Genomic DNA, 18,559 nt, shown 5'->3' with positions numbered 1-18,559 from the left:
AAATAAATGGCCCGCCCCCAGAGGGCGGGCCGTCAAAACCATAACGTTTTAGTGCTCGTCTTCCGGCTCCGCCAGCCAGATCTGCTGATCCGGATCCGTCTCTTCACAGACCGAGATGCTGACCCCCATGTCGAGCAGCTCATGCAGGGTGAGATTGTCTGCCAGGGTCATGGTGTCGCCGTTTTCATTGGTAAAGCGCATGGTGTCCGTCCTCTCCTTGGTGGGATCAATTCAGTCTAGTCAAAGGCGCTGAGTTGCGATAACCAGGGACGGGACAATGCCGGGTTGCCCGCCAACTCGCTAAGGCGATCGCACACCTCCTCCGGAAAGAGGGTCCTGGCCCACAGGCGGCGGGAGAGAGACTCAATATCTTCCTCGGTACCGGCCAGCAGCCAGTCGGCCAGCGCCCCCGCCACATCGGGGTAATGCACTCTGCCGGGTGCCGGTGCCTCCAGCCAGGCTCTCACCGCATTGACATCCAGCGTCTCCATCAACTGGGCCAGCCCCATCAGCTCCAGCGTTCTGCCGTTGGTCAGCTGCTCGAACTGGCCGCCCAGAGGCTTGACCAAGAGCTTCTTGCCCAGCGACAGCGCCTCCGAGGCCAGTTCAAACCCCGCATTGCTGATGACACCCCGGCAACCGGCCAGCGCCAACTTGAAGCCCTCACGGGCCGCCGGTTCGAAGCGGATGTTGCGCCATTGACTGGCCTTGCGAAGACCGGGGTGAAAGCAGACGAATCGCTGCTGGCTGAAGCGCGACAACAGCGCAGCTATCTGCTCTGTCTGCTCGAATGGCAGATAGACCAGGATCTGCTGGTTGTCCGGAACCGGGGTCATGGGATCTATGATGGGGGGCAGCAGCGGCTGACCGAAATGGAACCAGTGCAACCCCAGAGAGCGGCTCACCGGGGCGAAGTGGCGCATCAGCTGACGGTTGAAACCACTCTCCCCCCAGCGCGGAATGGGCCAGTCGAAGCTGGCCTGATGGCTGATGGTCAGACTGGTTTTTTGCCAGCGCCGGGCTGCATGGGCACTGAGTGGCTCAAAATCGCTGATCACCAGATCGTAATCCCGGCAATCCAGCGCTCGCATGTCCTGCCAGAAGCGCAGGGGAGAGAGTCCCTTGAGGGTACGCCAGCCCGAGATGCAGCCCTGATGGCTGACGAAACTGATGCCGGGAAAGGTGCGGTACTCCCCGAACTCCCCCATCTCGAAGTAGCCGTCGGCGGCGCGCCCGCTGAACAGGTAGTCGACCTCTATCCCCCTGGCCTTCAGGGCGCGCGCCAGAGTCCTGCTGCGGCTGATATGACCGTTGCCGGTCCCCTGTACCCCGAACAGTATCCTCATCCCTGGCTCCAGCCGAGCGCCCACAGGGCGCAGCCGCCCCCGAGCAGGGCGCCGGCCACCAGATCGCTCAGATAGTGCACCCCGAGCAGCAGGCGCGACGCCCCGACCAATATGGCCCAGAGAAACAACAGCGGCGCCCAGAGCGGAAAACTTGCCGCCAGCACGGTGGCCATCAGGAAGGCGGCGGCGGTATGGCCGGAGGGCAGGCTGTAGCGATCGGAGGGGGTGATGAAGACCGGCAAGCCCACGGGGCGCTGACGTCTCAGGGCATTCTTAAGCAGCAGATAGAGCGGCAGCTCGGCGGCAAAGGCCAGCAGGGCGACTTGCACCACTTCCCGCTGCGCCTCTCCCTGCCACCAGAGCAGGGCGGCCAGCACAGCGTAGAGGGGGCCGTCACCGGTGCGGGAGATGAGCCGGCTGATCCTGGCCTGTGGCCCGTTGTAGGGATGAAGCAGACAGACGCGGCACACCCGCAGGTCCCATTGCTGGATCTTGTTCATCACGCCTCCTGCTCCTGAGTCTTGCCTGCAGACTAGGGCGCTGGAGTGACACTTGGTTGAAGGAGAGATAACAGATTTGTGAAATGAGCTATGCAAAAAAGGGCCATGCGGCCCTTTTTTCAGTTTTTACCCGGGAAGACTCAGTTCAGGGAACCGCGCAGGCCGTTCTCCATCAACTGGCAGTTGTGGGCCGCCAACCGGCTCATGAAACTCTCGTCCACCGTCAGGCCGAACACCTGCTCGTAGAGATCCTTCATCACGAAGGGCTGCCACATCATGCTGAGGAAGGAGATCTTCAGCATCTCGGGATCCAGGTTGTCGCCCAGCTGGCCATTGGAGCGCATGGATTCGAGCAGGGCATCGAACTGGGGCAGTTGACGCTCCAGCAGACGATTCAACACAAAATCCCGCCCTGGGCTTTTTTCGGTTGATAATGCGCTGGAGATGGCGGAAGTCAGCTCGCTGTTTGGCGCCATCACCTGATAGTAGGTATTGAGCAGATCAGTCAGGCTGCGGTTGCTGCTCTCGTCATGCCAGGCCTGATCCAGCGGCTCGGCCACATCCCCCAGCACCGCCTTGTAGAGGCCCTCTTTGCTGCCGAAGTAGTAATGGATCATCGCCAGATTGGAGCCTGCCAGCTCGGCGATCTCGCGGGTCGTCACCTTGCTGTAGGGGGTGTTGAGAAAACGTTCGCGTGCGGCGGCGAGCAGCTTGTCACGAATGTCGGAACGTCCGACCGGACGGCCAGGTCTGCGTTTTTCCATGGAATACCTCAGATAATTCAGCAAGGGCTGATAAGTCGATCTGATTGTGCGGGTGATCGAGTACAGCAGGAACGACCAGATAATCAGGCATGAACCGAATATGGGACAAGGAAATTTGCACTCCTTTACAATCCGATTAAATAACACAGTGAATTGAACCTGTCCTTTCGAGTTGACACAGCATAAAAATCTCGATATTGGTAGTAGCGTTATCGACTGGAAGGATTGAGTCATCATGCATATTGCCGCTCCGCTACTACTGCTCCCCCTAATCGCGACTTCTCGCGCGGGATCCTTGTAGCCGGGCTAAGGCATAGCCGGAATTTACAAAAACCCGTGCACCCCGCACGGGTTTTTTTATGCCAATGCAGGATGCACGCACTGAACTTAGGAAGAGGGAAGTCACATGTCAGATCGAGTCATCATATTCGATACCACCTTGCGTGATGGCGAGCAGGCGCTGTCGGCCAGCTTGACGGTCAAGGAGAAGCTGCAGATTGCCCAGGCGCTGGAACGACTCGGTGTCGACATCATGGAAGTGGGCTTCCCTGTCTCCTCCCCCGGTGATTTTCAATCGGTGCAGACCATAGCCCGCCACATCAAGAACAGCCGTGTCTGCGCCCTGGCCCGCGCCCTGCCCAAAGACATCGATGCCGCCGGCGAAGCCTTGCGGGTCGCCGAAGCCTTCCGTATCCACACCTTTATCTCCACCTCCTCCATCCACGTCGAAAGCAAACTGAAGAAGAGTTTCGAAGACGTGCTGGAGATGGGGGTCGGCGCCATCAAGCACGCCCTGCGCTACACAGACGACGTGGAGTTCTCCTGCGAGGATGCGGGCCGCACACCGATTGATAATCTCTGCCGCATGGTGGAGGCCGCCATCAAGGCGGGGGCCCGCACCATCAACATCCCGGATACCGTGGGCTACACGGTGCCGACCGAATTCTCCGGCATCATCCAGACCCTGTTCAACCGGGTGCCGAACATAGACCAGGCCATCATCTCGGTGCACTGCCACGACGATCTGGGCCTCTCGGTGGCCAACTCCATCGGTGCCGTACAGATGGGGGCGCGTCAGATAGAGTGCACCATCAACGGTATCGGCGAGCGGGCGGGCAACTGCTCCCTGGAAGAGGTGGCGATGATCCTGAAAACCCGCGCCGACCTGCTCGGGGTGCACACCAACATCCGCCACAACGAGATCCACCGCACCAGCACGCTCGTCAGTCAGCTGTGCAACATGCCGGTGCAGCCGAACAAGGCCATCGTTGGGGCCAACGCCTTCTCCCACAGCTCAGGCATCCATCAGGACGGCGTGCTCAAGGCCAAGAACACCTACGAAATCATCACCCCCGAGAGCATCGGCCTCACCCAGAACAACCTCAACATGACCTCCCGCTCCGGCCGCCACGTGATCAAGCACCGCATGGAGAGCATGGGCTACGCCGAGAGCAGCTACGATCTCGACCACCTCTACGGCAAGTTCCTGGTCCTGGCCGACAAGAAGGGGCAGGTGTTCGATTACGATCTCGAGGCGCTGGCCTTCTTCAGCCAAATCCACGAGGAGCCCGAACACTTCAAGCTGGAGTACCTCGGGGTGCAGAGCGGCAGCTCTGTGCTGGCCACCGCCTCGGTCAAGCTCAAGGTGGGTCAGGATCTGATCTGCGAAGCGGCCACCGGCAACGGTCCTGTGGATGCGGTCTACCAGTGCATCAACCGCATCACCGGCTACGAGATCCGCATCGACAAGTACGAGCTCAAGGGCAAGGGGGAAGGCAAGAATGCCCTCGGCCAGGTCGACATCGTCGCCGAATACAAGGGCCGCAAATTCCATGGCATGGGGCTGGCCACCGACATCATAGAATCCTCGGCCCAGGCCCTGGTCCATGTCATCAACAGCATCTGGCGTGCCGATCAGGTCGCCGAGCAGATGGAACGCAATAACAACATCAAATCGGAAACCGTCTGAGCAGTTAGTGATAGGTTCACTGAGCAGATGGGACATAAAAACAACACCAAATCGGAAACCGTCTGAACAGTGAGTGATCGGCTCACTGAGCAGATGGGACATAAAAACAACACCAAATCGGAAACCGTCTGAGCAGCGATCGGCTCGCTGAAAGCGACGGAATTCAATCACAACATCAGGACGGAGACAGTCTGAACAGGTATAGGCTCGCAGTATCGGGTCACTGGGCAGATGGAACTCAAGACAACATCAGGACGGAGAGAGTATGAGCAGTTATCGGATCGCAGTATTGCCGGGGGACGGCATTGGCCCGGAAGTGATGGCCGAGGCCATCAAGGTACTGGAAAAGGTACAGGCCAAATTCGGCTTCTCCCTCGACTATGAGCGCCACGACGTGGGTGGCATCGCCATCGACAACCACGGCACCCCGCTACCCCAGAGCACCATCGCGGGCTGCGAAGCGGCGGATGCCGTGCTGTTCGGCTCGGTCGGTGGCCCCAAGTGGGAGCATCTGCCGCCGAACGATCAGCCGGAGCGCGGCGCCCTGCTGCCCCTGCGTGCCCACTTCAAGCTGTTCTGCAACCTGCGCCCGGCCCGTATCTACACCGGCCTGGAGCAGTTCTCCCCGCTGCGTGCCGACATCTCGGATCGCGGCTTCGACATCGCCTGCGTGCGGGAGCTGACCGGCGGCATCTACTTCGGCCAGCCCAAGGGGCGCGAAGGGGAAGGCGCCATGGAGAAGGCATTCGACACCGAGGTGTATCACCGCTTCGAGATCGAGCGCATCGCCAAGATAGCGTTCGAATCCGCCCGGGTGCGCAAGTCCAGGGTCACCTCCATCGACAAGGCCAACGTACTCGCCTCCTCCATTCTGTGGCGCGAGGTGGTCAGCGAGGTCGCCAAGTCCTATCCGGACGTGGCCCTGAACCATATGTACATCGACAACGCCACCATGCAGCTCATTAAGGATCCGTCCCAGTTCGACGTGCTGCTCTGCTCCAACCTGTTCGGTGACATCCTCTCCGACGAGTGCGCCATGATCACCGGATCCATGGGGCTGCTCCCCTCCGCCAGCCTGAACGAATCCGGCTTCGGCCTGTTCGAGCCGGCCGGTGGCTCGGCCCCCGACATCGCCGGCAAGGGTATTGCGAACCCCATAGCCCAGATTCTCTCCGCCGCCCTGATGCTGCGTTACAGCCTCAAGCAGGAAGAGGCGGCCCAGGCCATAGAGCAGGCCGTGGCCCAGGCTCTGGCCGAGGGTTACTTCACCGCCGACCTGCATCAGGGTAACGCACAGCACCCGGTACAGAGCACCGCCGAGATGGGCAGCCAGATAGCCGCACGGATCTGAGCCACGCAGCACATAACAAGGAATACAGAGCAATGTCCAAGACCCTCTATCAGAAAGTGTTCGACGCCCATGTGGTCCGGGAAGTGGAAGGGGAAACCCCCCTTATCTACATCGACCGCCATCTGGTGCATGAAGTGACCAGCCCGCAGGCGTTCGACGGCCTGCGCGCCATGAAGCGCCCGCTGCGCCGCCCGGATCTGACCTGGGCCACCATGGATCACAACGTCTCCACCACCACCAAGGACATCGCCGCCTCTGGCAAGATGGCCCGCATCCAGATGGAAACCCTGGCCGCCAACTGCAAGGAGTTCGGGGTCCGTCTCTACGATCTCAACCACAAATACCAGGGCATAGTCCACGTGATGGGTCCCGAGCTCGGCATCACTCTGCCCGGCACCACCATCGTCTGCGGCGACTCCCACACCGCCACTCATGGCGCCTTCGGATCGCTCGCGTTTGGCATCGGTACTTCCGAAGTGGAACATGTGATGGCGACCCAGACCCTGAAGCAGGGCCGGGCCAAGACCATGCGTATCTCTGTCAACGGCAAGCTGGCCGAAGGCATCAGCGCGAAAGACGTGGTGCTGGCCATCATAGGCAAGGTCGGCGCGGCCGGCGGTACCGGTTATGTGGTGGAGTTCGCAGGCGATGCCATCACGGGTCTCTCCATGGAAGGGCGCATGACGGTGTGCAACATGGCCATCGAGCTCGGCGCCAAGGCAGGCATGATCGCACCGGATCAGACCACCATCGACTACATCCGCGGCAAGGTATTCGCCCCCACCGGCGAGGCGCTGGCGCAGGCCATCGCCTACTGGCAAACCCTCAAGAGCGATGCCGATGCCAGATTCGATGCCGAAGTGGTGCTGGACGCCGCCGCCATCGCCCCTCAGGTGACCTGGGGCACCAACCCGGGCCAGGTGATTGCCGTCAATGAACCCATTCCTGCGCCGGAGTCGTTTACCGACCTGATGGAGCAGCAGTCCGCCCGCAAGGCGCTTGCCTACATGGACTTGCAACCGGGCCAGAAGCTCTGTGATGTCACCATCGACAAGGTGTTCATCGGCTCTTGCACCAACAGCCGCATCGAGGATCTGCGCGCCGCCGCCGCCATCGCTCGTGGCCGCAAGGTGGCCGCCGGGGTACAGGCCCTGGTGGTGCCGGGCTCCGAGCAGGTGAAGGCCCAGGCCGAAGCCGAGGGGCTGGACAAGATCTTCCTCGAGGCGGGTTTTGAGTGGCGCCTGCCCGGCTGCTCCATGTGTCTGGCCATGAACAACGACCGGCTGCAACCGGGGGAGCGCTGCGCCTCCACCAGCAACCGCAACTTCGAAGGGCGTCAGGGCCGTGCCGGCCGCACCCACCTGGTGAGCCCGGCCATGGCCGCCGCCGCCGCCGTCACCGGCCGCTTCGCCGACATTCGCGCACTCTAAGAGGAAACAGCGATGACAGGATTCAAACAGCATAAAGGGATCGTCGTCCCCCTCGACAGCGCCAACGTCGACACCGACGCCATCATTCCCAAGCAGTTTTTGCAGAAGGTCAACCGCATCGGTTTTGGCAAGCACCTGTTCCACGACTGGCGCTTCCTGGACGATGCAGGCCAGCAGCCGAACCCCGAGTTTGTGCTGAACCAGCCGCAATTCGCCGGCGCCAGCATACTGCTGGCCAGGGAGAACTTCGGCTGCGGCTCGAGCCGCGAGCACGCCCCCTGGGCGCTGGCGGACTACGGCTTCAAGACCATCATTGCCCCGAGCTTTGCCGACATCTTCTACGGCAACGCCATCAACAACGGCATGGTGCCGGTACGCCTGAAAGAAGAAGAGGTCGAGGCCCTGTTCCAGCTGGTTGCCGCCCAGCCGGGTATCGAGATCGACGTGGATCTGGAGGCGAACCAGGTGCGCGCCGGTGAGCTCAGCTTCAGTTTCGAGATCGACGAGTTTCGCCGCTACTGCCTGCTCAACGGGCTGGATGCCATCGGCCTGACCCTGCAGCACGAGGCCGCCATCAGCGCCTTCGAGGCGAAACAGCCGAGCTGGATCTGACGCGCCAGCTGCAAGAAAACGAGTAGAATCAACAGGGAGCCGAGGCTCCCTGTTTTATTGTCGGGTCGCTGTACAAGGCCCGCCACCTCTGCATGTCCGACAGGAGACACCTATGTCCGCAAGGGGCGCCCTTTCACTGCTCTGCCTGCTGCTCAGCCTCCCGGCCCTGGGCGGACAGACCTACTTCAACAGCAACGGCGGTCAGCTCAACGTCGGCTGGCAGGACAGGGAGGGCCAACCCCAGCAACTCAGCTACCGGCTGGAGGCGGGCAAGCTGCCGCCGCTCATCGCCTATCGCCCGGCCAGGATGCAGGAGGAGGTGCTGCAGACCTTGCTGCAGCAGGCTGCCCTTGAGTTCCCCGAGGTGCAATTCTCCCTCGCTCGCCCCAGCCTCGCCCTCAGCCTCAAGAGCCGCAACGCCGACATGGCCAGGGAAGCCTCGCTCTGGGTCAAGCCGGAGCAGGCCAGGCTGGAGGCAGAGTGGCTCAAGCAGCACTACTTCCAGCCCTTCACCCCGCCCGACGGCGTCCCCGCCATCAAGCAGGATCATGTGCGCATCGCCCTGGAGAGCCGCGCCGAACTGGCGCCCCTGGCCGAGCAACTCAAGCAGGAGGGAGCCACAGAGACGGAGGCGCGCCAGAAGACGGTGGCGCACATGCTCGACTTCATCCAGGCCATCCCCTATCAACTGCTCGACAGCCAGTCGGGGCGCTCGGGCAAGGGCTTTCTCAGCCCGCGCCAGGTGCTGGAACAGAACCGGGGGGATTGTGACAGCAAGGTCACTCTGATGTCGGCCCTGCTGGCCCAGCGCTTTCCCGAGCTGAAGCAGGCCATGGTGTTCGTGCCGGGCCATGCCCTGCTGGGGGTGGCACTGCCTGCCGGCCCGGGTCAGGCGACCCTGAGCTGGCAAGGGGAAAGCTATCTGCTGCTGGAACCGACCGGCCCCGCCCAGCTGCCCATGGGCCAGCTCGCCCCCACCAGCAAGACGCTGGTCGACAGCAAGCAGTTGAGCGTCCAACCCGTGCTGGCCAGCAACTGAGCTGCCCCCAGGGCGACAATCCGGGCGGGAAGATAAGATTGGCACGGGCCGAAAATGCATCGACCAGCCGGTGGCTGGTCGATGGAACAGGGTGACGTGCGGGCTCAGGTCAGCGGCAGGAACTCCAGCGCCAGCAAGAGCCCGCCCTCCTCCTCCAGCACCCGCACTATGCGGGCCTGGGCTTCGAAGGGGGGCAGCAGGTTGCTGCTGGTGGCCAGGCTCACCCTGATGGGTTGAGCCAGATCGAAGCCATGCTCATTCACCTCGACCCCCATGCCATTGGCGCTGAGATCCCGGCAGACTCCCTCAAGCACCTGCTGGCGCTGGAACAGGGTGACAGGGGCGTTGATGACCATGCGCTGGAAGGCACGTCTTTCCTTGGTGCTGGTGATCACTGGGGGCATCCTCCTTGGTGGTGGCTCGCACGGCGCGGCCCGTGAAACATAGTGCTGGCCTCCCCCAAAGAAGGCCAATACAATGCGGTTCGTTGCTCAAACGGGGTGCGGTTTACCGCTGAGATTATACCCGTGAACCTGATCCAGATAATGCTGGCGGAGGAATTTGAGGCATGGCGCGCGTTTTTTGTGCCCTCATCCGCTGGCCCTCACCACAGGAGACGTGCCATTGATGAGCAGACCGCTGCCCATGGCACCTCAGTACCCACAGGAGTGCCATTGATGAAGACCCTGCTGCTGCTCGCGACCGGCCTGCTCTCTGCCCAGGCATTTGCCGCCGACACCCTCACCGTCTACACCTACGATTCGTTTGCAGCCGAATGGGGCCCGGGTCCCAAGATCAAGCAGGCCTTCGAGAAGGAGTGCGGCTGTACCCTCAACCTGGTGGCCCTGGAAGACGGCGTCGCCATCCTCAACCGACTGCGGCTGGAAGGCCAGCACAGCAAGGCAGACCTGGTGCTGGGGCTGGACGATGCCCTGGTCAGCGAGGCCAAGCAGAGCGGCCTGTTTGCCCCCCATCACACCAGGCTAGACGCCCTCAAGGTGCCGGGTGGCTGGCAGGATGACACCTTCGTCCCCTATGACTACGGCTACTTCGCCTTCGTCTACGACAAGGACAAACTCAAGCAGCCCCCCAAGAGCCTGAAAGAGCTGGTGGAACGGCCCGATCTCAAGGTGATCTATCAGGATCCCCGCACCTCCACCCCAGGCCAGGGGCTGATGCTGTGGATGAAGTCCGTCTACGGCGACCAGGCCCCCGCCGCCTGGGCCGAGCTGGCCAAGAAGACGGTCACCGTCACCAAGGGCTGGTCCGAGGCCTATGGCATGTTCCTCGATGGCGAGGCGGACATGGTGCTCTCCTACACCACCTCCCCCGCCTATCACCTGATCGCCGAAAACAAGCCCCAGTATCAGGCGGCCGCCTTCGCAGAGGGGCATTACCGTCAGGTGGAAGTGGCCGCCAAGCTGAAAGGCGCTGTCCAGGACAAGCTGGCGGACCAGTTCCTGCAGTTCATGATAAGCCCTGCCTTCCAGCAGGAGATCCCCGCCGGCAACTGGATGTACCCTGTGATCGACCAGCCGCTGCCCAAGGGCTTCGAGCAGATGATCACCGTGGCCAAACCGCTCGCCTTCAGCGCCGATGAAGTGGCCGCCAATCGCAAGGACTGGATCCGCGAATGGCTGCAAGCCGTCACCCAGTGAACGCAGGCTCTCGTCCCCTCTGGTGGCTGCCGGGCAGTGCGGCCACCCTGCTGATCTTGCTGTTGTCCCTCGGGCCGCTCGCGGCCCTGCTGTGGCAGGCGGGCACCTTGTCTCCCCGCACCCTGCTGGCCGATCCCTATCTGCGCCATGTGCTGGGCTTCAGCCTGGGGCAGGCCCTGCTCTCCACCCTGCTGAGTCTGGGGCTCGCCATTCCGGTGGCCCGTGCCCTGGCGCGGCGCCGCTTCCCCGGCCGAGCCCTGCTGCTCAAGCTGTTCGGCCTCTCCCTGGTGCTACCCGTCATCATCGCCATCTTCGGCATGGTCGCGGTGCACGGCCGCCAGGGCTGGTTGCCACAGCTGCTGCGCGGCCTGGGGCTGGATCCCGGCAACTACCTGTACGGCCTGTTCGGCATACTGCTGGCCCATGTCTTCTTCAACATGCCGCTGGCGGCGCGCCTCATGCTGCAAAGCATAGAGAGCGTCCCTGAGACCTCCTGGCGCCTCGCCAGCCAGCTCGGCATGCGCTCATCCCACATCTTCCTGCTGCTGGAGTGGCCGCTCATCCGCAGCATACTGCCAGGGCTCGCCAGCCTCATCTTCATGCTCTGCTTCACCAGCTTCACCACAGTGCTGGCGCTGGGCGGCGGCCCCAAGTCCACCACCCTGGAAGTCGCCGTCTATCAGGCACTGCGCTTTGATTTCGATCTCGCCACCGCGGGCGGACTGGCGCTGGTACAGCTGCTGCTGACCGTCGCCCTGCTCCTGCTGCAACACAGGCTGCAGACCACCCCGGCCAGCCGTCTCACCAGCCGCCGCCCCTGCCTGAGGCCGGATCGCCATCAGCCGGGGACAGGCCTGGTGGATGGGCTGGCCCTTGCCACCGGGCTTGCCATCTTCCTGCCCCCCCTGCTGGCCATAGTCGTGGCCGGTTTCAACCCCGGCCTGCTGACGGCGCTGGCATCCCTCCAACTGTGGCAGGCGGGCGGCCAGTCCCTGGCCATCGCCCTGGCGGCCGGGTCGCTGGCGACCCTGCTCGGCGCCGGTCTGCTGCTCACCAGCCGCCACCTGAGGGTGCGCGGGCGCAAGCGGCGGGCCGCCGCCCTGTGGGAGGCCAGCGGCTCCATGATCCTGATGATCCCGGCAGTGGTGCTGAGCACAGGGCTGTTCATCATGTTCATGCCCTTCACCGATGTCTTTGCTCTGGGCCCCTGGCTGGTGGTGCTGGTCAACGCCCTGATGGCGCTGCCCTATGTGCTGCGCACACTCAGCGCCCCCATGCAGTTGGTGGTGCGTCAGTATGACCGGCTGGCGGACAGCCTGGGGGTGCGCGGTCTGCATCGCCTGCGACTGGTGGAGTGGCCTCTGCTGCGCCGCCCGCTGGCGCTCGCCATGGCGCTCTCCATGATATTGTCCCTCGGGGATCTCGGCGCCATCGCCATGTTCGGCAGCCAGGCCCTCACCACCTTGCCCTGGCTGCTCTATCAGCAGCTCGGCAGCTACCGGCTGACCGAGGCGGCCGCCACTGCCCTGCTGCTGCTCACGCTCTGTTTCTCCCTGTTCTGGCTGGTTGAGCGGGGTCTTGGAGGAAAAAATGCTGAACATTGAGGCACAGAGCGTACGACTCCACCCTCACCGTTTATTCGGCCAGACAGGCTGGTCAAGCGGCCTCTTGGAGAAGACAACATGCTGAACATTGATCAGCTGGTCACCAGCTACCCGGATTGGCGCGTCAGCTTCAGCGCCACCCTGCCCAGAGGGGAGATCACGGCCCTGATAGGGCCGAGCGGCGCCGGCAAGTCCACCCTGCTCGGCATGATCGCCGGTTTCGTGCCGGTGGAGTCCGGCCGCCTCAGTTTCGATGACGTCGATCTGCTGCCGCTCGGTCCGGCCGAGCGCCCTGTCACCACCCTGTTTCAGGATCACAACCTCTTCCTGCACCTGTCTGTGTTCGACAACATTGCCATCGGCCTGCACCCGGGCCTGCGCCTGAGTCCGGCACAGCGCGAGCAGGTGAAGCAGGGCGCAGAGCGGGTCGGTCTTGGCGACATGCTCACGCGCCTGCCGGAGCAGCTCTCCGGCGGCCAGCAACAGCGGGTCGGGCTGGCCCGCGCCATGGTGCGGGGAAAACCGCTGTTGCTGCTGGATGAGCCCTTCTCGGCCCTGGATCCCGCCCTGCGCCGGGAGATGCTGGCCGAAGTGGCCAAGCTTGCCTGCGAGCAGGGCATCACTGTGCTCATGGTGTCCCACAACCCGGAAGATGCCCAGCTTATCGCCGATCAGGTGTTGTTCGTGGACGAAGGCCGCATCGCCCTGCAGGGCAAACCCGACATACTGCAGAACAGCGAGCACCCCGGACTGCTACGTTACCTTGGTCGTGCACAAGGGTAATGACAGCAACGGGATCAAAAAAGGGAAGCCGCTGGCTTCCCTTTTTCCGTATGAAGATAGTCAGTTAAATCAGAGATTTTCCTCGGCGAACGAGGCCAGCCGGCTGCGCACCACCCCGTTCAGGAAGATATTGGCACTGCCGTCGAAGTCCTTGAACCGTTCGACTATGTAGGTCAGCCCCGAGGTCACCGGGCTCAGGTAGTTGGAGTCTATTTGCGCCAGGTTGCCGGAGCAGACTATCTTGGTCCCCTCGCCGCAGCGGGTGATGATGGTCTTGATCTGGGAAGCAGTCAGGTTCTGACACTCGTCCAGCAGCACGAAGGTGTTCTGGATGCTGCGCCCGCGCATGAAGTTGACCGATTTGAACTGGATGTTGGCCTTCTCCATGATGTAGCTGAGGGACCCGCTCATGTTCTCGTCCTGCTTGTGCAGTACTTCCAGGGTGTCGGTCACCGCCGCCAGCCAGGGCATCATCTTCTCTTCTTCGGTACCGGGCAGGAAGCCGATGCTCTCGGCGATCTCCGGGGTGTTACGGGTGACGATCACCTTCTCGTAGATCCCCTTTTCGATCACCAGCTCCAGGGCCGCAGCCATGGCGAGCAATGTCTTGCCGCAGCCCGCCGGGCCGGTCAGGATCACCAGGTCGATGTGCGGATCCAGCAGAGCATCCAGCGCCATCCCCTGATAGACGTTCTTGGGATGCACCCCCCAGGCCTTGCGTGACATCAGCCGCTCGCGGCCCAGATCCTTGAGGCGGATCTTGTTGCTATCGTGGCTCAGCACCCTGGCTGCAAAGAAGTTCTCCTCGTCCAGCAGGTACTGGTTGACGTGTACCCCCTCCAACAGGTTGGCATCGATAACGTGCACCGTATCGCGGCCATGGGTTTCGCTGTCGCACTCGCCGACCCGCTCCCAGAAGCTGCCGGGCACCACCTGGAAACCCTTGGCCAGCAGGCGAATGTCGTCGATGAGCTGGTCGCTGCGATAATCCTCCACATGGGCAAGGCCCGCCCCCTTGGCCTTGAGGCGCATGTTGATGTCTTTGGTGACCAGCACCACCTGGCGTTTCATCTCGTGTTTTTGCAGGTAGAGGGCCGCGTTGATGATGCGGTTGTCCGCCTCCTTGTCGGTGAACACCTCGGCATCCTGGGGCAGATGATGATCGCTGAAGATGGAGATATGACCGCTTGCCTCACCGGCCAGGGCCACCCCCTGCACTATCTGCTCGGGGTTGGCGTCGCGAAACACGTCTTCCAGCGCCCGGATGGCGACCCTGGCATCACGACTGACGTCTTTCTGGCGATCCTTGATGTTGTCGAGCTCTTCGAGCACCGTCATGGGAATGAGCACGTCGTGCTCTTTGAAGGAGTAGATGGCGAGGGGTTCGTGAAGCAGAACGTTGGTATCCAGGATAAACAGCTTTCGGTCCGTGTTGTCCATAAGCATCCTCCTTGGCACTGAAGGTGCCACGTGTGTGAATCTCAGATGTCATTGAAACCACACGGCCGTGACAGTTTTATTACCCCCAACGCTACGCCCGATTTTACCAGCGTGCAACAAATCCCTTTGGCTCCCGCGACTGACTGAACAGAAAATACCCAATAGAAAAGACCGGCCCACAGGCCGGTCTTTTCACACTGCTTTTCGGACTAACCGCACCTGCTAGCCACACTTGGAATCGCCACAGTTTAGGCAGGTCATGCAGCCATCCTTTTGCACCAGCGCCTTGGTGTGGCACTTGTAGCAGAGCGCCGCACTGGCCGGGAAGCCGCTGCCTGCCTGCTGGACGTCAGCCTCCTGTTCGGCCTGGATCTGTGCCTGCTTCTCGGCCAGAAACGCCTGCTGGTGCTCATCCAGCCCGGTGGCCTTGAGCATCCCTATCTCGGTGAGATGGGTCTCGATCACATTGCCAATCTCGGCGATGAGCGACGGCACATACTTGCCCTTGTTCCAATAACCCCCCTTGGGATCGAACACGGACCTCAGCTCCTCCACCAGGAAGGTGACATCTCCACCCTTGCGAAACACCGCAGAGATGATGCGGGTCAGCGCCACTATCCACTGGTAGTGCTCCAGGCTCTTGGAGTTGATGAAGATCTCGAACGGACGGCGCGTCTCGTGGACCGTGCCCTCGTTGAGAATGATGTCGTTGATGGTGATGAACAGCGAGTGCTCGGAGACATGCTCCGGCGTCTTCAGCTTGTAGGTGGTGCCCATCAGCCGCTCCGGACGCAGTACCGTCTCGTGCATGTGCACCACGTCATCCTGAGGAGCCGGCGCTTCTTGCGGCTCATCCCGGGTTTTCACCTTGTAGGCGACGATTTTCCTGTCGATCTTCTTGACCATAATCTGTTCTCAGAATTTACCGTAATAGCCTTCTTTCAAGGCGTCGTAGAGGTTGGCGGCGGTGTGCAGCTCGCCATCGTATTCGATCTCTTCGTTCCCCTTCACCGTGATGACGGAGCCATCCTCCAGAGTGAACTCGTACTGAGTGTTCTCCAGATCCTTCTCCTTCACCAGCACCCCCTGGAAGGCCTCAGGGTTGAAGCGGAAGGTGGTGCAGCCCTTGAGGCCGGAGTCCGAGGCATACATGTAGATGTCCTTGAACTGCTCGAACGGGAAGTCGGTCGGTACGTTGGCCGTCTTGGAGATGGACGAATCTATCCAGCGCTGGGCCGCGGCCTGAATGTCCACGTGCTGGGCCGGGCTGATGTCGTCGGCGGTGATGAAGTAATCCGGCAGACGGCAGGCTTCATCCTCGGTGTAGGGCATGGCGCCAGCATTGATGAGCTCCCGGTAGGCCAGCAGCTCGAAGGAGTAGACATCCACGCTCTCCTTGCTCTTCTTGCCCGCCTTGATGACGTTGCGGCTGTAGTGATGGGCGAAGCTCGGTTCTATGCCGTTGCTGGCATTGTTGGCAAGCGACAGGGAGATGGTACCGGTCGGCGCTATGCTGCTGTGGTGGGTGAAACGCCCACCCACCTCGGCCAGTGCGGCCACCAGGGCGGGAGCCACCTCGGCCACCTGTTGCATGTAGCGGCTGTAGCGCGCATGCAGCACCTTGCCCTTCACCTTGTCGCCGAGCTTGATGCCATCGGCCACCATCTCGGGGCGCAGCCGCAGCATCTTGCCGGTCACCTCGAACTCCTGCTCCATGATGGGAGCCGGGCCCTTCTCTTTCGCCAGCGCCAGGGACTCCTGCCAGCCGGTCATCGCCAGCTCCTGGGAGACCTGCTCGGTGAAGGCGACAGAAGCGGCAGAGCCGTACTTTATCTGCAGCATGGTGAGGGTCGACCCCAGGCCGAGGAAGCCCATGCCGTGGCGGCGCTTGGCGGTGATCTCCTCGCGCTGCTTAGGGAGCGGCAATTGATTGATCTCCACCACGTTGTCCAGCATGCGGGTGAATATGGCCACTACCTTGCGAAACGCCTGCCAGTCGAAGGCGGCACGCTCGGTGAAGGGCTCGCGGACAAACTTGGTCAGATTGACCGACCCCAGCAGGCAGGCGCCATAGGGGGGCAAGGGCTGCTCACCACAGGGGTTGGTGGCGCGGATCTCCTCGCAGAACCAGTTGTTGTTCATCTGGTTCACCTTGTCGATCAAGATGAAACCGGGCTCCGCATAGTCATAGGTGGAGGTCATGATGACGTTCCACAGCTTGCGCGCTGGCAGGGTCTTGTAGACCTTGCAGGCCACCTGCCCCAGTGCATTGATCACCACTCCTTCCTTGTTCGGCCAGTCGGCCCAGAGCACCTGAGCGGGATCATCCAGGGCTATGCCGTCCTGCTCCACCTCTTTGGCGGTGTAGGGGAAGATCAGCTGCCAGGGAGCATCCTCCTTCACCGCCTTGACGAACTCTTCTGTGATCAGCAGGGAGAGGTTGAACTGGCGCAGGCGACCATCTTCCCGCTTGGCCTGAATGAACTCGATCACGTCGGGATGCCGGATATCCATGGTGCCCATCTGGGCGCCGCGACGACCACCGGCTGACGAGACGGTGAAACACATCTTGTCGTAGATATCCATGAAGGAGAGCGGGCCCGAGGTATAGGCCCCGGCGCCGGAGACGAAGGCACCGCGCGGGCGCAGGGTCGAGAAGTCATAGCCGATGCCGCAGCCCGCTTTCAGGGTCAGGCCGGCCTCGTGCACCTTGCCGAGAATGTCGTCCATCGAATCTTCGATGGTGCCGGAGACGGTGCAGTTGATGGTCGAGGTGGCCGGCTTGTGCTCGAAGGCCCCGGCATTGGAAGTGATGCGACCCGCCGGGATGGCGCCATTGCGCAGGGCCCACAGGAAGGGCTCATACCAGGCATCGGGCTCGCTCTCCTGGGCCGCCAGCGCACGGGCAACCCGCTGATAAGTCTCGTCTATGGTGCCATCGATGGGCGCCCCATCCTTGCTCTTGAGGCGATACTTGCTGTCCCAGATCTCGAGGGAGGTTTCCTGCATGGGGATGAGGGCAGAACCGGGTCCACTCTCCAGAACAGGGTTGGATTTAGCCATTTTCAAGCCACCTTATGTGAATGCAACAACGTCATGACAGAGTTAAAAACACAACTAATAGGTTTCATATAAACCAGATAACACTATATATAGTATCTCTCTCACGGGGCGCCGATTCTATCCTAAAAAAATGCCCCGGCCAGCAGATATTTGGGCCAGGGCATTTAACCGGTTCATTTCCCGATGAATTTAACGGGAGGTGAGTTCTCAGGGCTTCTTGACGTACACGCTCGGCGTCTCACCCGCCATGTTCAGATAGAACTCGTAGACACCGTCGGCATCCGGCGAGAACTTCATGTCCTCATACTTGGAGCAGGGGTTGACCGGCACAGGCTCTCCGCCCAGCACGGCAACGCCGTCACTCGGACTCTTGTAGCCGAAGTTGGTACCACAGCTCCAGCCGGAATCGGCGAACTTGAACTTGTAGGGAGCCCATTCTTTCTTGAGCGTGCCCTTGGCCATGTAGAGCTTGTCTGCCACCTTGACCACCTTGCTCTCATCGGTCGCCATCCAGTCGTTCATCTCACCGCGCAGGTAGATGGACTTGCCGTCGAAGTCGCTGTTGTCTGCCGCCTGCTCTGCACCACCATTGGATGCGCAACCGCCTAATACCAGGGTTCCCGCCGCCAGCATCATCGTTACTGTTCTTTTGAACATGTGTCCATTCCTCAGATTATTGTGATTCCTTGGCCCATCGAACGTGGGCAGACGAATTAAAGCAGAGCAGGCATCACAAGAAAGGTAGAGTCATCACATTCTGTGCTTTTTATATCCAGCACGTGGTGATAATGGATAAATATCGAACAGAAGATGGTCGAGGTTTTTGGACCGAGGGAACATGCCGTCAAAGTTAGAGGTCAATTATCAGTCAATGCGCTAATTTTCAGGAAATAAAAAACCCCGCTCATTGAGCGGGGTTTCTTGTATTGGGTGCCTGGCAGTGTCCTACTCTCGCATGGCGAATGCCACACTACCATCGGCGCTACCGCGTTTCACTTCT

At 61.4% G+C, this 18,559-nt stretch carries 17 protein-coding genes and 1 riboswitch; of the genes, 8 read left to right on the top strand and 9 right to left on the bottom strand.

Going from position 1 to position 18,559, the window contains the following annotated elements; translation table 11 throughout:
• Window positions 1-48: 48 nt before the first annotated feature.
• The 4 genes from ACB039_RS14410 to ACB039_RS14395 form a co-directional block, all read right to left on the bottom strand.
• Window positions 49-201, bottom strand: coding sequence for a hypothetical protein (locus tag ACB039_RS14410; RefSeq protein ID WP_005323837.1), 153 nt, complete (start codon window positions 199-201; stop codon window positions 49-51).
• 35 nt (window positions 202-236) lie between these two features.
• Window positions 237-1,346, bottom strand: coding sequence for an MJ1255/VC2487 family glycosyltransferase (locus ACB039_RS14405; protein WP_371165922.1), 1,110 nt, complete (start codon window positions 1,344-1,346; stop codon window positions 237-239).
• Window positions 1,343-1,846 carry a phosphatase PAP2 family protein gene (locus ACB039_RS14400; RefSeq protein WP_005323841.1) on the bottom strand — a complete coding sequence of 168 codons (504 nt, stop codon included), beginning with the start codon at window positions 1,844-1,846 and terminating at the stop codon, window positions 1,343-1,345. The genes ACB039_RS14405 and ACB039_RS14400 overlap by 4 nt, the downstream gene beginning before the upstream one ends.
• A gap of 140 nt (window positions 1,847-1,986) precedes the next feature.
• Window positions 1,987-2,610, bottom strand: a complete 624-nt coding sequence (locus tag ACB039_RS14395; protein ID WP_005323843.1) for a TetR/AcrR family transcriptional regulator — start codon at window positions 2,608-2,610, stop codon at window positions 1,987-1,989.
• Window positions 2,611-3,016: 406 nt separating this feature from the next.
• On the opposite strand from ACB039_RS14395, the gene leuA reads away from it, so the two are divergent.
• The 5 genes from leuA (at window position 3,017) to ACB039_RS14370 (ending at window position 9,011) form a co-directional block, all read left to right on the top strand.
• Entirely contained in the window at window positions 3,017-4,579 is a 1,563-nt protein-coding gene (gene leuA, locus ACB039_RS14390) for a 2-isopropylmalate synthase (RefSeq protein WP_005323845.1), read from the top strand.
• A gap of 265 nt (window positions 4,580-4,844) precedes the next feature.
• Window positions 4,845-5,930 (top strand): 3-isopropylmalate dehydrogenase, encoded by a 1,086-nt coding sequence (gene leuB / locus ACB039_RS14385; protein ID WP_371165921.1) that lies wholly within the window; start codon window positions 4,845-4,847, stop codon window positions 5,928-5,930.
• 32 nt (window positions 5,931-5,962) lie between these two features.
• A complete protein-coding gene (leuC, locus tag ACB039_RS14380) occupies window positions 5,963-7,360 on the top strand; it encodes a 3-isopropylmalate dehydratase large subunit (RefSeq protein ID WP_371165920.1) in 1,398 nt (465 codons plus the stop codon).
• Window positions 7,361-7,372: 12 nt separating this feature from the next.
• Complete coding sequence (leuD, locus tag ACB039_RS14375; RefSeq protein WP_005323852.1) at window positions 7,373-7,972, top strand: 3-isopropylmalate dehydratase small subunit; 600 nt, start codon at window positions 7,373-7,375, stop codon at window positions 7,970-7,972.
• 112 nt (window positions 7,973-8,084) lie between these two features.
• On the top strand, window positions 8,085-9,011 hold the full coding sequence (locus ACB039_RS14370) for a transglutaminase domain-containing protein (RefSeq protein WP_371165919.1): 927 nt from the start codon (window positions 8,085-8,087) through the stop codon (window positions 9,009-9,011).
• A 104-nt stretch (window positions 9,012-9,115) separates the two neighbouring features.
• Here ACB039_RS14370 and ACB039_RS14365 read toward each other — a convergent pair whose 3' ends face one another.
• Window positions 9,116-9,406: a PilZ domain-containing protein gene (locus tag ACB039_RS14365; RefSeq protein ID WP_025328169.1), complete on the bottom strand. Its 291-nt coding sequence runs from the start codon at window positions 9,404-9,406 to the stop codon at window positions 9,116-9,118.
• A 91-nt stretch (window positions 9,407-9,497) separates the two neighbouring features.
• Window positions 9,498-9,588, top strand: a riboswitch (TPP riboswitch).
• A gap of 100 nt (window positions 9,589-9,688) precedes the next feature.
• Between ACB039_RS14365 and thiB the strand changes: the two genes are divergently transcribed.
• The 3 genes from thiB (at window position 9,689) to thiQ (ending at window position 13,056) form a co-directional block, all read left to right on the top strand.
• Window positions 9,689-10,669 carry a thiamine ABC transporter substrate binding subunit gene (gene thiB / locus ACB039_RS14360; protein ID WP_371165918.1) on the top strand — a complete coding sequence of 327 codons (981 nt, stop codon included), beginning with the start codon at window positions 9,689-9,691 and terminating at the stop codon, window positions 10,667-10,669.
• A complete protein-coding gene (gene thiP / locus ACB039_RS14355) occupies window positions 10,645-12,273 on the top strand; it encodes a thiamine/thiamine pyrophosphate ABC transporter permease (RefSeq protein WP_371165917.1) in 1,629 nt (542 codons plus the stop codon). Before thiB ends, thiP begins: the two co-directional genes overlap by 25 nt.
• Before the next feature lie 78 nt (window positions 12,274-12,351).
• Window positions 12,352-13,056, top strand: coding sequence for a thiamine ABC transporter ATP-binding protein (gene thiQ / locus ACB039_RS14350; protein WP_371165916.1), 705 nt, complete (start codon window positions 12,352-12,354; stop codon window positions 13,054-13,056).
• Between the two features lie 69 nt (window positions 13,057-13,125).
• Here thiQ and ACB039_RS14345 read toward each other — a convergent pair whose 3' ends face one another.
• From ACB039_RS14345 to ACB039_RS14330, 4 genes are all read right to left on the bottom strand, one after another.
• Entirely contained in the window at window positions 13,126-14,496 is a 1,371-nt protein-coding gene (locus ACB039_RS14345; RefSeq protein ID WP_041206373.1) for a PhoH family protein, read from the bottom strand.
• A 222-nt stretch (window positions 14,497-14,718) separates the two neighbouring features.
• Window positions 14,719-15,402: a hypothetical protein gene (locus ACB039_RS14340; RefSeq protein WP_005323870.1), complete on the bottom strand. Its 684-nt coding sequence runs from the start codon at window positions 15,400-15,402 to the stop codon at window positions 14,719-14,721.
• Window positions 15,403-15,411: 9 nt separating this feature from the next.
• Window positions 15,412-17,559 carry an adenosylcobalamin-dependent ribonucleoside-diphosphate reductase gene (locus tag ACB039_RS14335; RefSeq protein WP_005323871.1) on the bottom strand — a complete coding sequence of 716 codons (2,148 nt, stop codon included), beginning with the start codon at window positions 17,557-17,559 and terminating at the stop codon, window positions 15,412-15,414.
• A gap of 207 nt (window positions 17,560-17,766) precedes the next feature.
• Window positions 17,767-18,216: a pullulanase gene (locus tag ACB039_RS14330; RefSeq protein ID WP_041206375.1), complete on the bottom strand. Its 450-nt coding sequence runs from the start codon at window positions 18,214-18,216 to the stop codon at window positions 17,767-17,769.
• Window positions 18,217-18,559 lie beyond the last annotated feature (343 nt).

The organism is Aeromonas sp. S2(2024) (genome assembly GCF_041402505.1).
In the GTDB taxonomy this organism is placed as follows: domain Bacteria; phylum Pseudomonadota; class Gammaproteobacteria; order Enterobacterales; family Aeromonadaceae; genus Aeromonas; species Aeromonas media.
The sequence above is the reverse complement of the archived record's forward strand: the minus strand, read 5'-3'. Positions and strand labels throughout refer to the sequence as shown.

Coding starts and splice junctions, on each gene's coding strand:
- ACB039_RS14410 (WP_005323837.1), bottom strand. CDS start 201: ATGCGCTTTACCAATGAAAACGGCGACACCATGACCCTGGCAGACAAT.
- ACB039_RS14405 (WP_371165922.1), bottom strand. CDS start 1,346: ATGAGGATACTGTTCGGGGTACAGGGGACCGGCAACGGTCATATCAGC.
- ACB039_RS14400 (WP_005323841.1), bottom strand. CDS start 1,846: ATGAACAAGATCCAGCAATGGGACCTGCGGGTGTGCCGCGTCTGTCTG.
- ACB039_RS14395 (WP_005323843.1), bottom strand. CDS start 2,610: ATGGAAAAACGCAGACCTGGCCGTCCGGTCGGACGTTCCGACATTCGT.
- leuA (WP_005323845.1), top strand. CDS start 3,017: ATGTCAGATCGAGTCATCATATTCGATACCACCTTGCGTGATGGCGAG.
- leuB (WP_371165921.1), top strand. CDS start 4,845: ATGAGCAGTTATCGGATCGCAGTATTGCCGGGGGACGGCATTGGCCCG.
- leuC (WP_371165920.1), top strand. CDS start 5,963: ATGTCCAAGACCCTCTATCAGAAAGTGTTCGACGCCCATGTGGTCCGG.
- leuD (WP_005323852.1), top strand. CDS start 7,373: ATGACAGGATTCAAACAGCATAAAGGGATCGTCGTCCCCCTCGACAGC.
- ACB039_RS14370 (WP_371165919.1), top strand. CDS start 8,085: ATGTCCGCAAGGGGCGCCCTTTCACTGCTCTGCCTGCTGCTCAGCCTC.
- thiB (WP_371165918.1), top strand. CDS start 9,689: ATGAAGACCCTGCTGCTGCTCGCGACCGGCCTGCTCTCTGCCCAGGCA.
- thiP (WP_371165917.1), top strand. CDS start 10,645: ATGGCTGCAAGCCGTCACCCAGTGAACGCAGGCTCTCGTCCCCTCTGG.
- thiQ (WP_371165916.1), top strand. CDS start 12,352: ATGCTGAACATTGATCAGCTGGTCACCAGCTACCCGGATTGGCGCGTC.
- ACB039_RS14345 (WP_041206373.1), bottom strand. CDS start 14,496: ATGGACAACACGGACCGAAAGCTGTTTATCCTGGATACCAACGTTCTG.
- ACB039_RS14340 (WP_005323870.1), bottom strand. CDS start 15,402: ATGGTCAAGAAGATCGACAGGAAAATCGTCGCCTACAAGGTGAAAACC.
- ACB039_RS14335 (WP_005323871.1), bottom strand. CDS start 17,559: ATGGCTAAATCCAACCCTGTTCTGGAGAGTGGACCCGGTTCTGCCCTC.
- ACB039_RS14330 (WP_041206375.1), bottom strand. CDS start 18,216: ATGTTCAAAAGAACAGTAACGATGATGCTGGCGGCGGGAACCCTGGTA.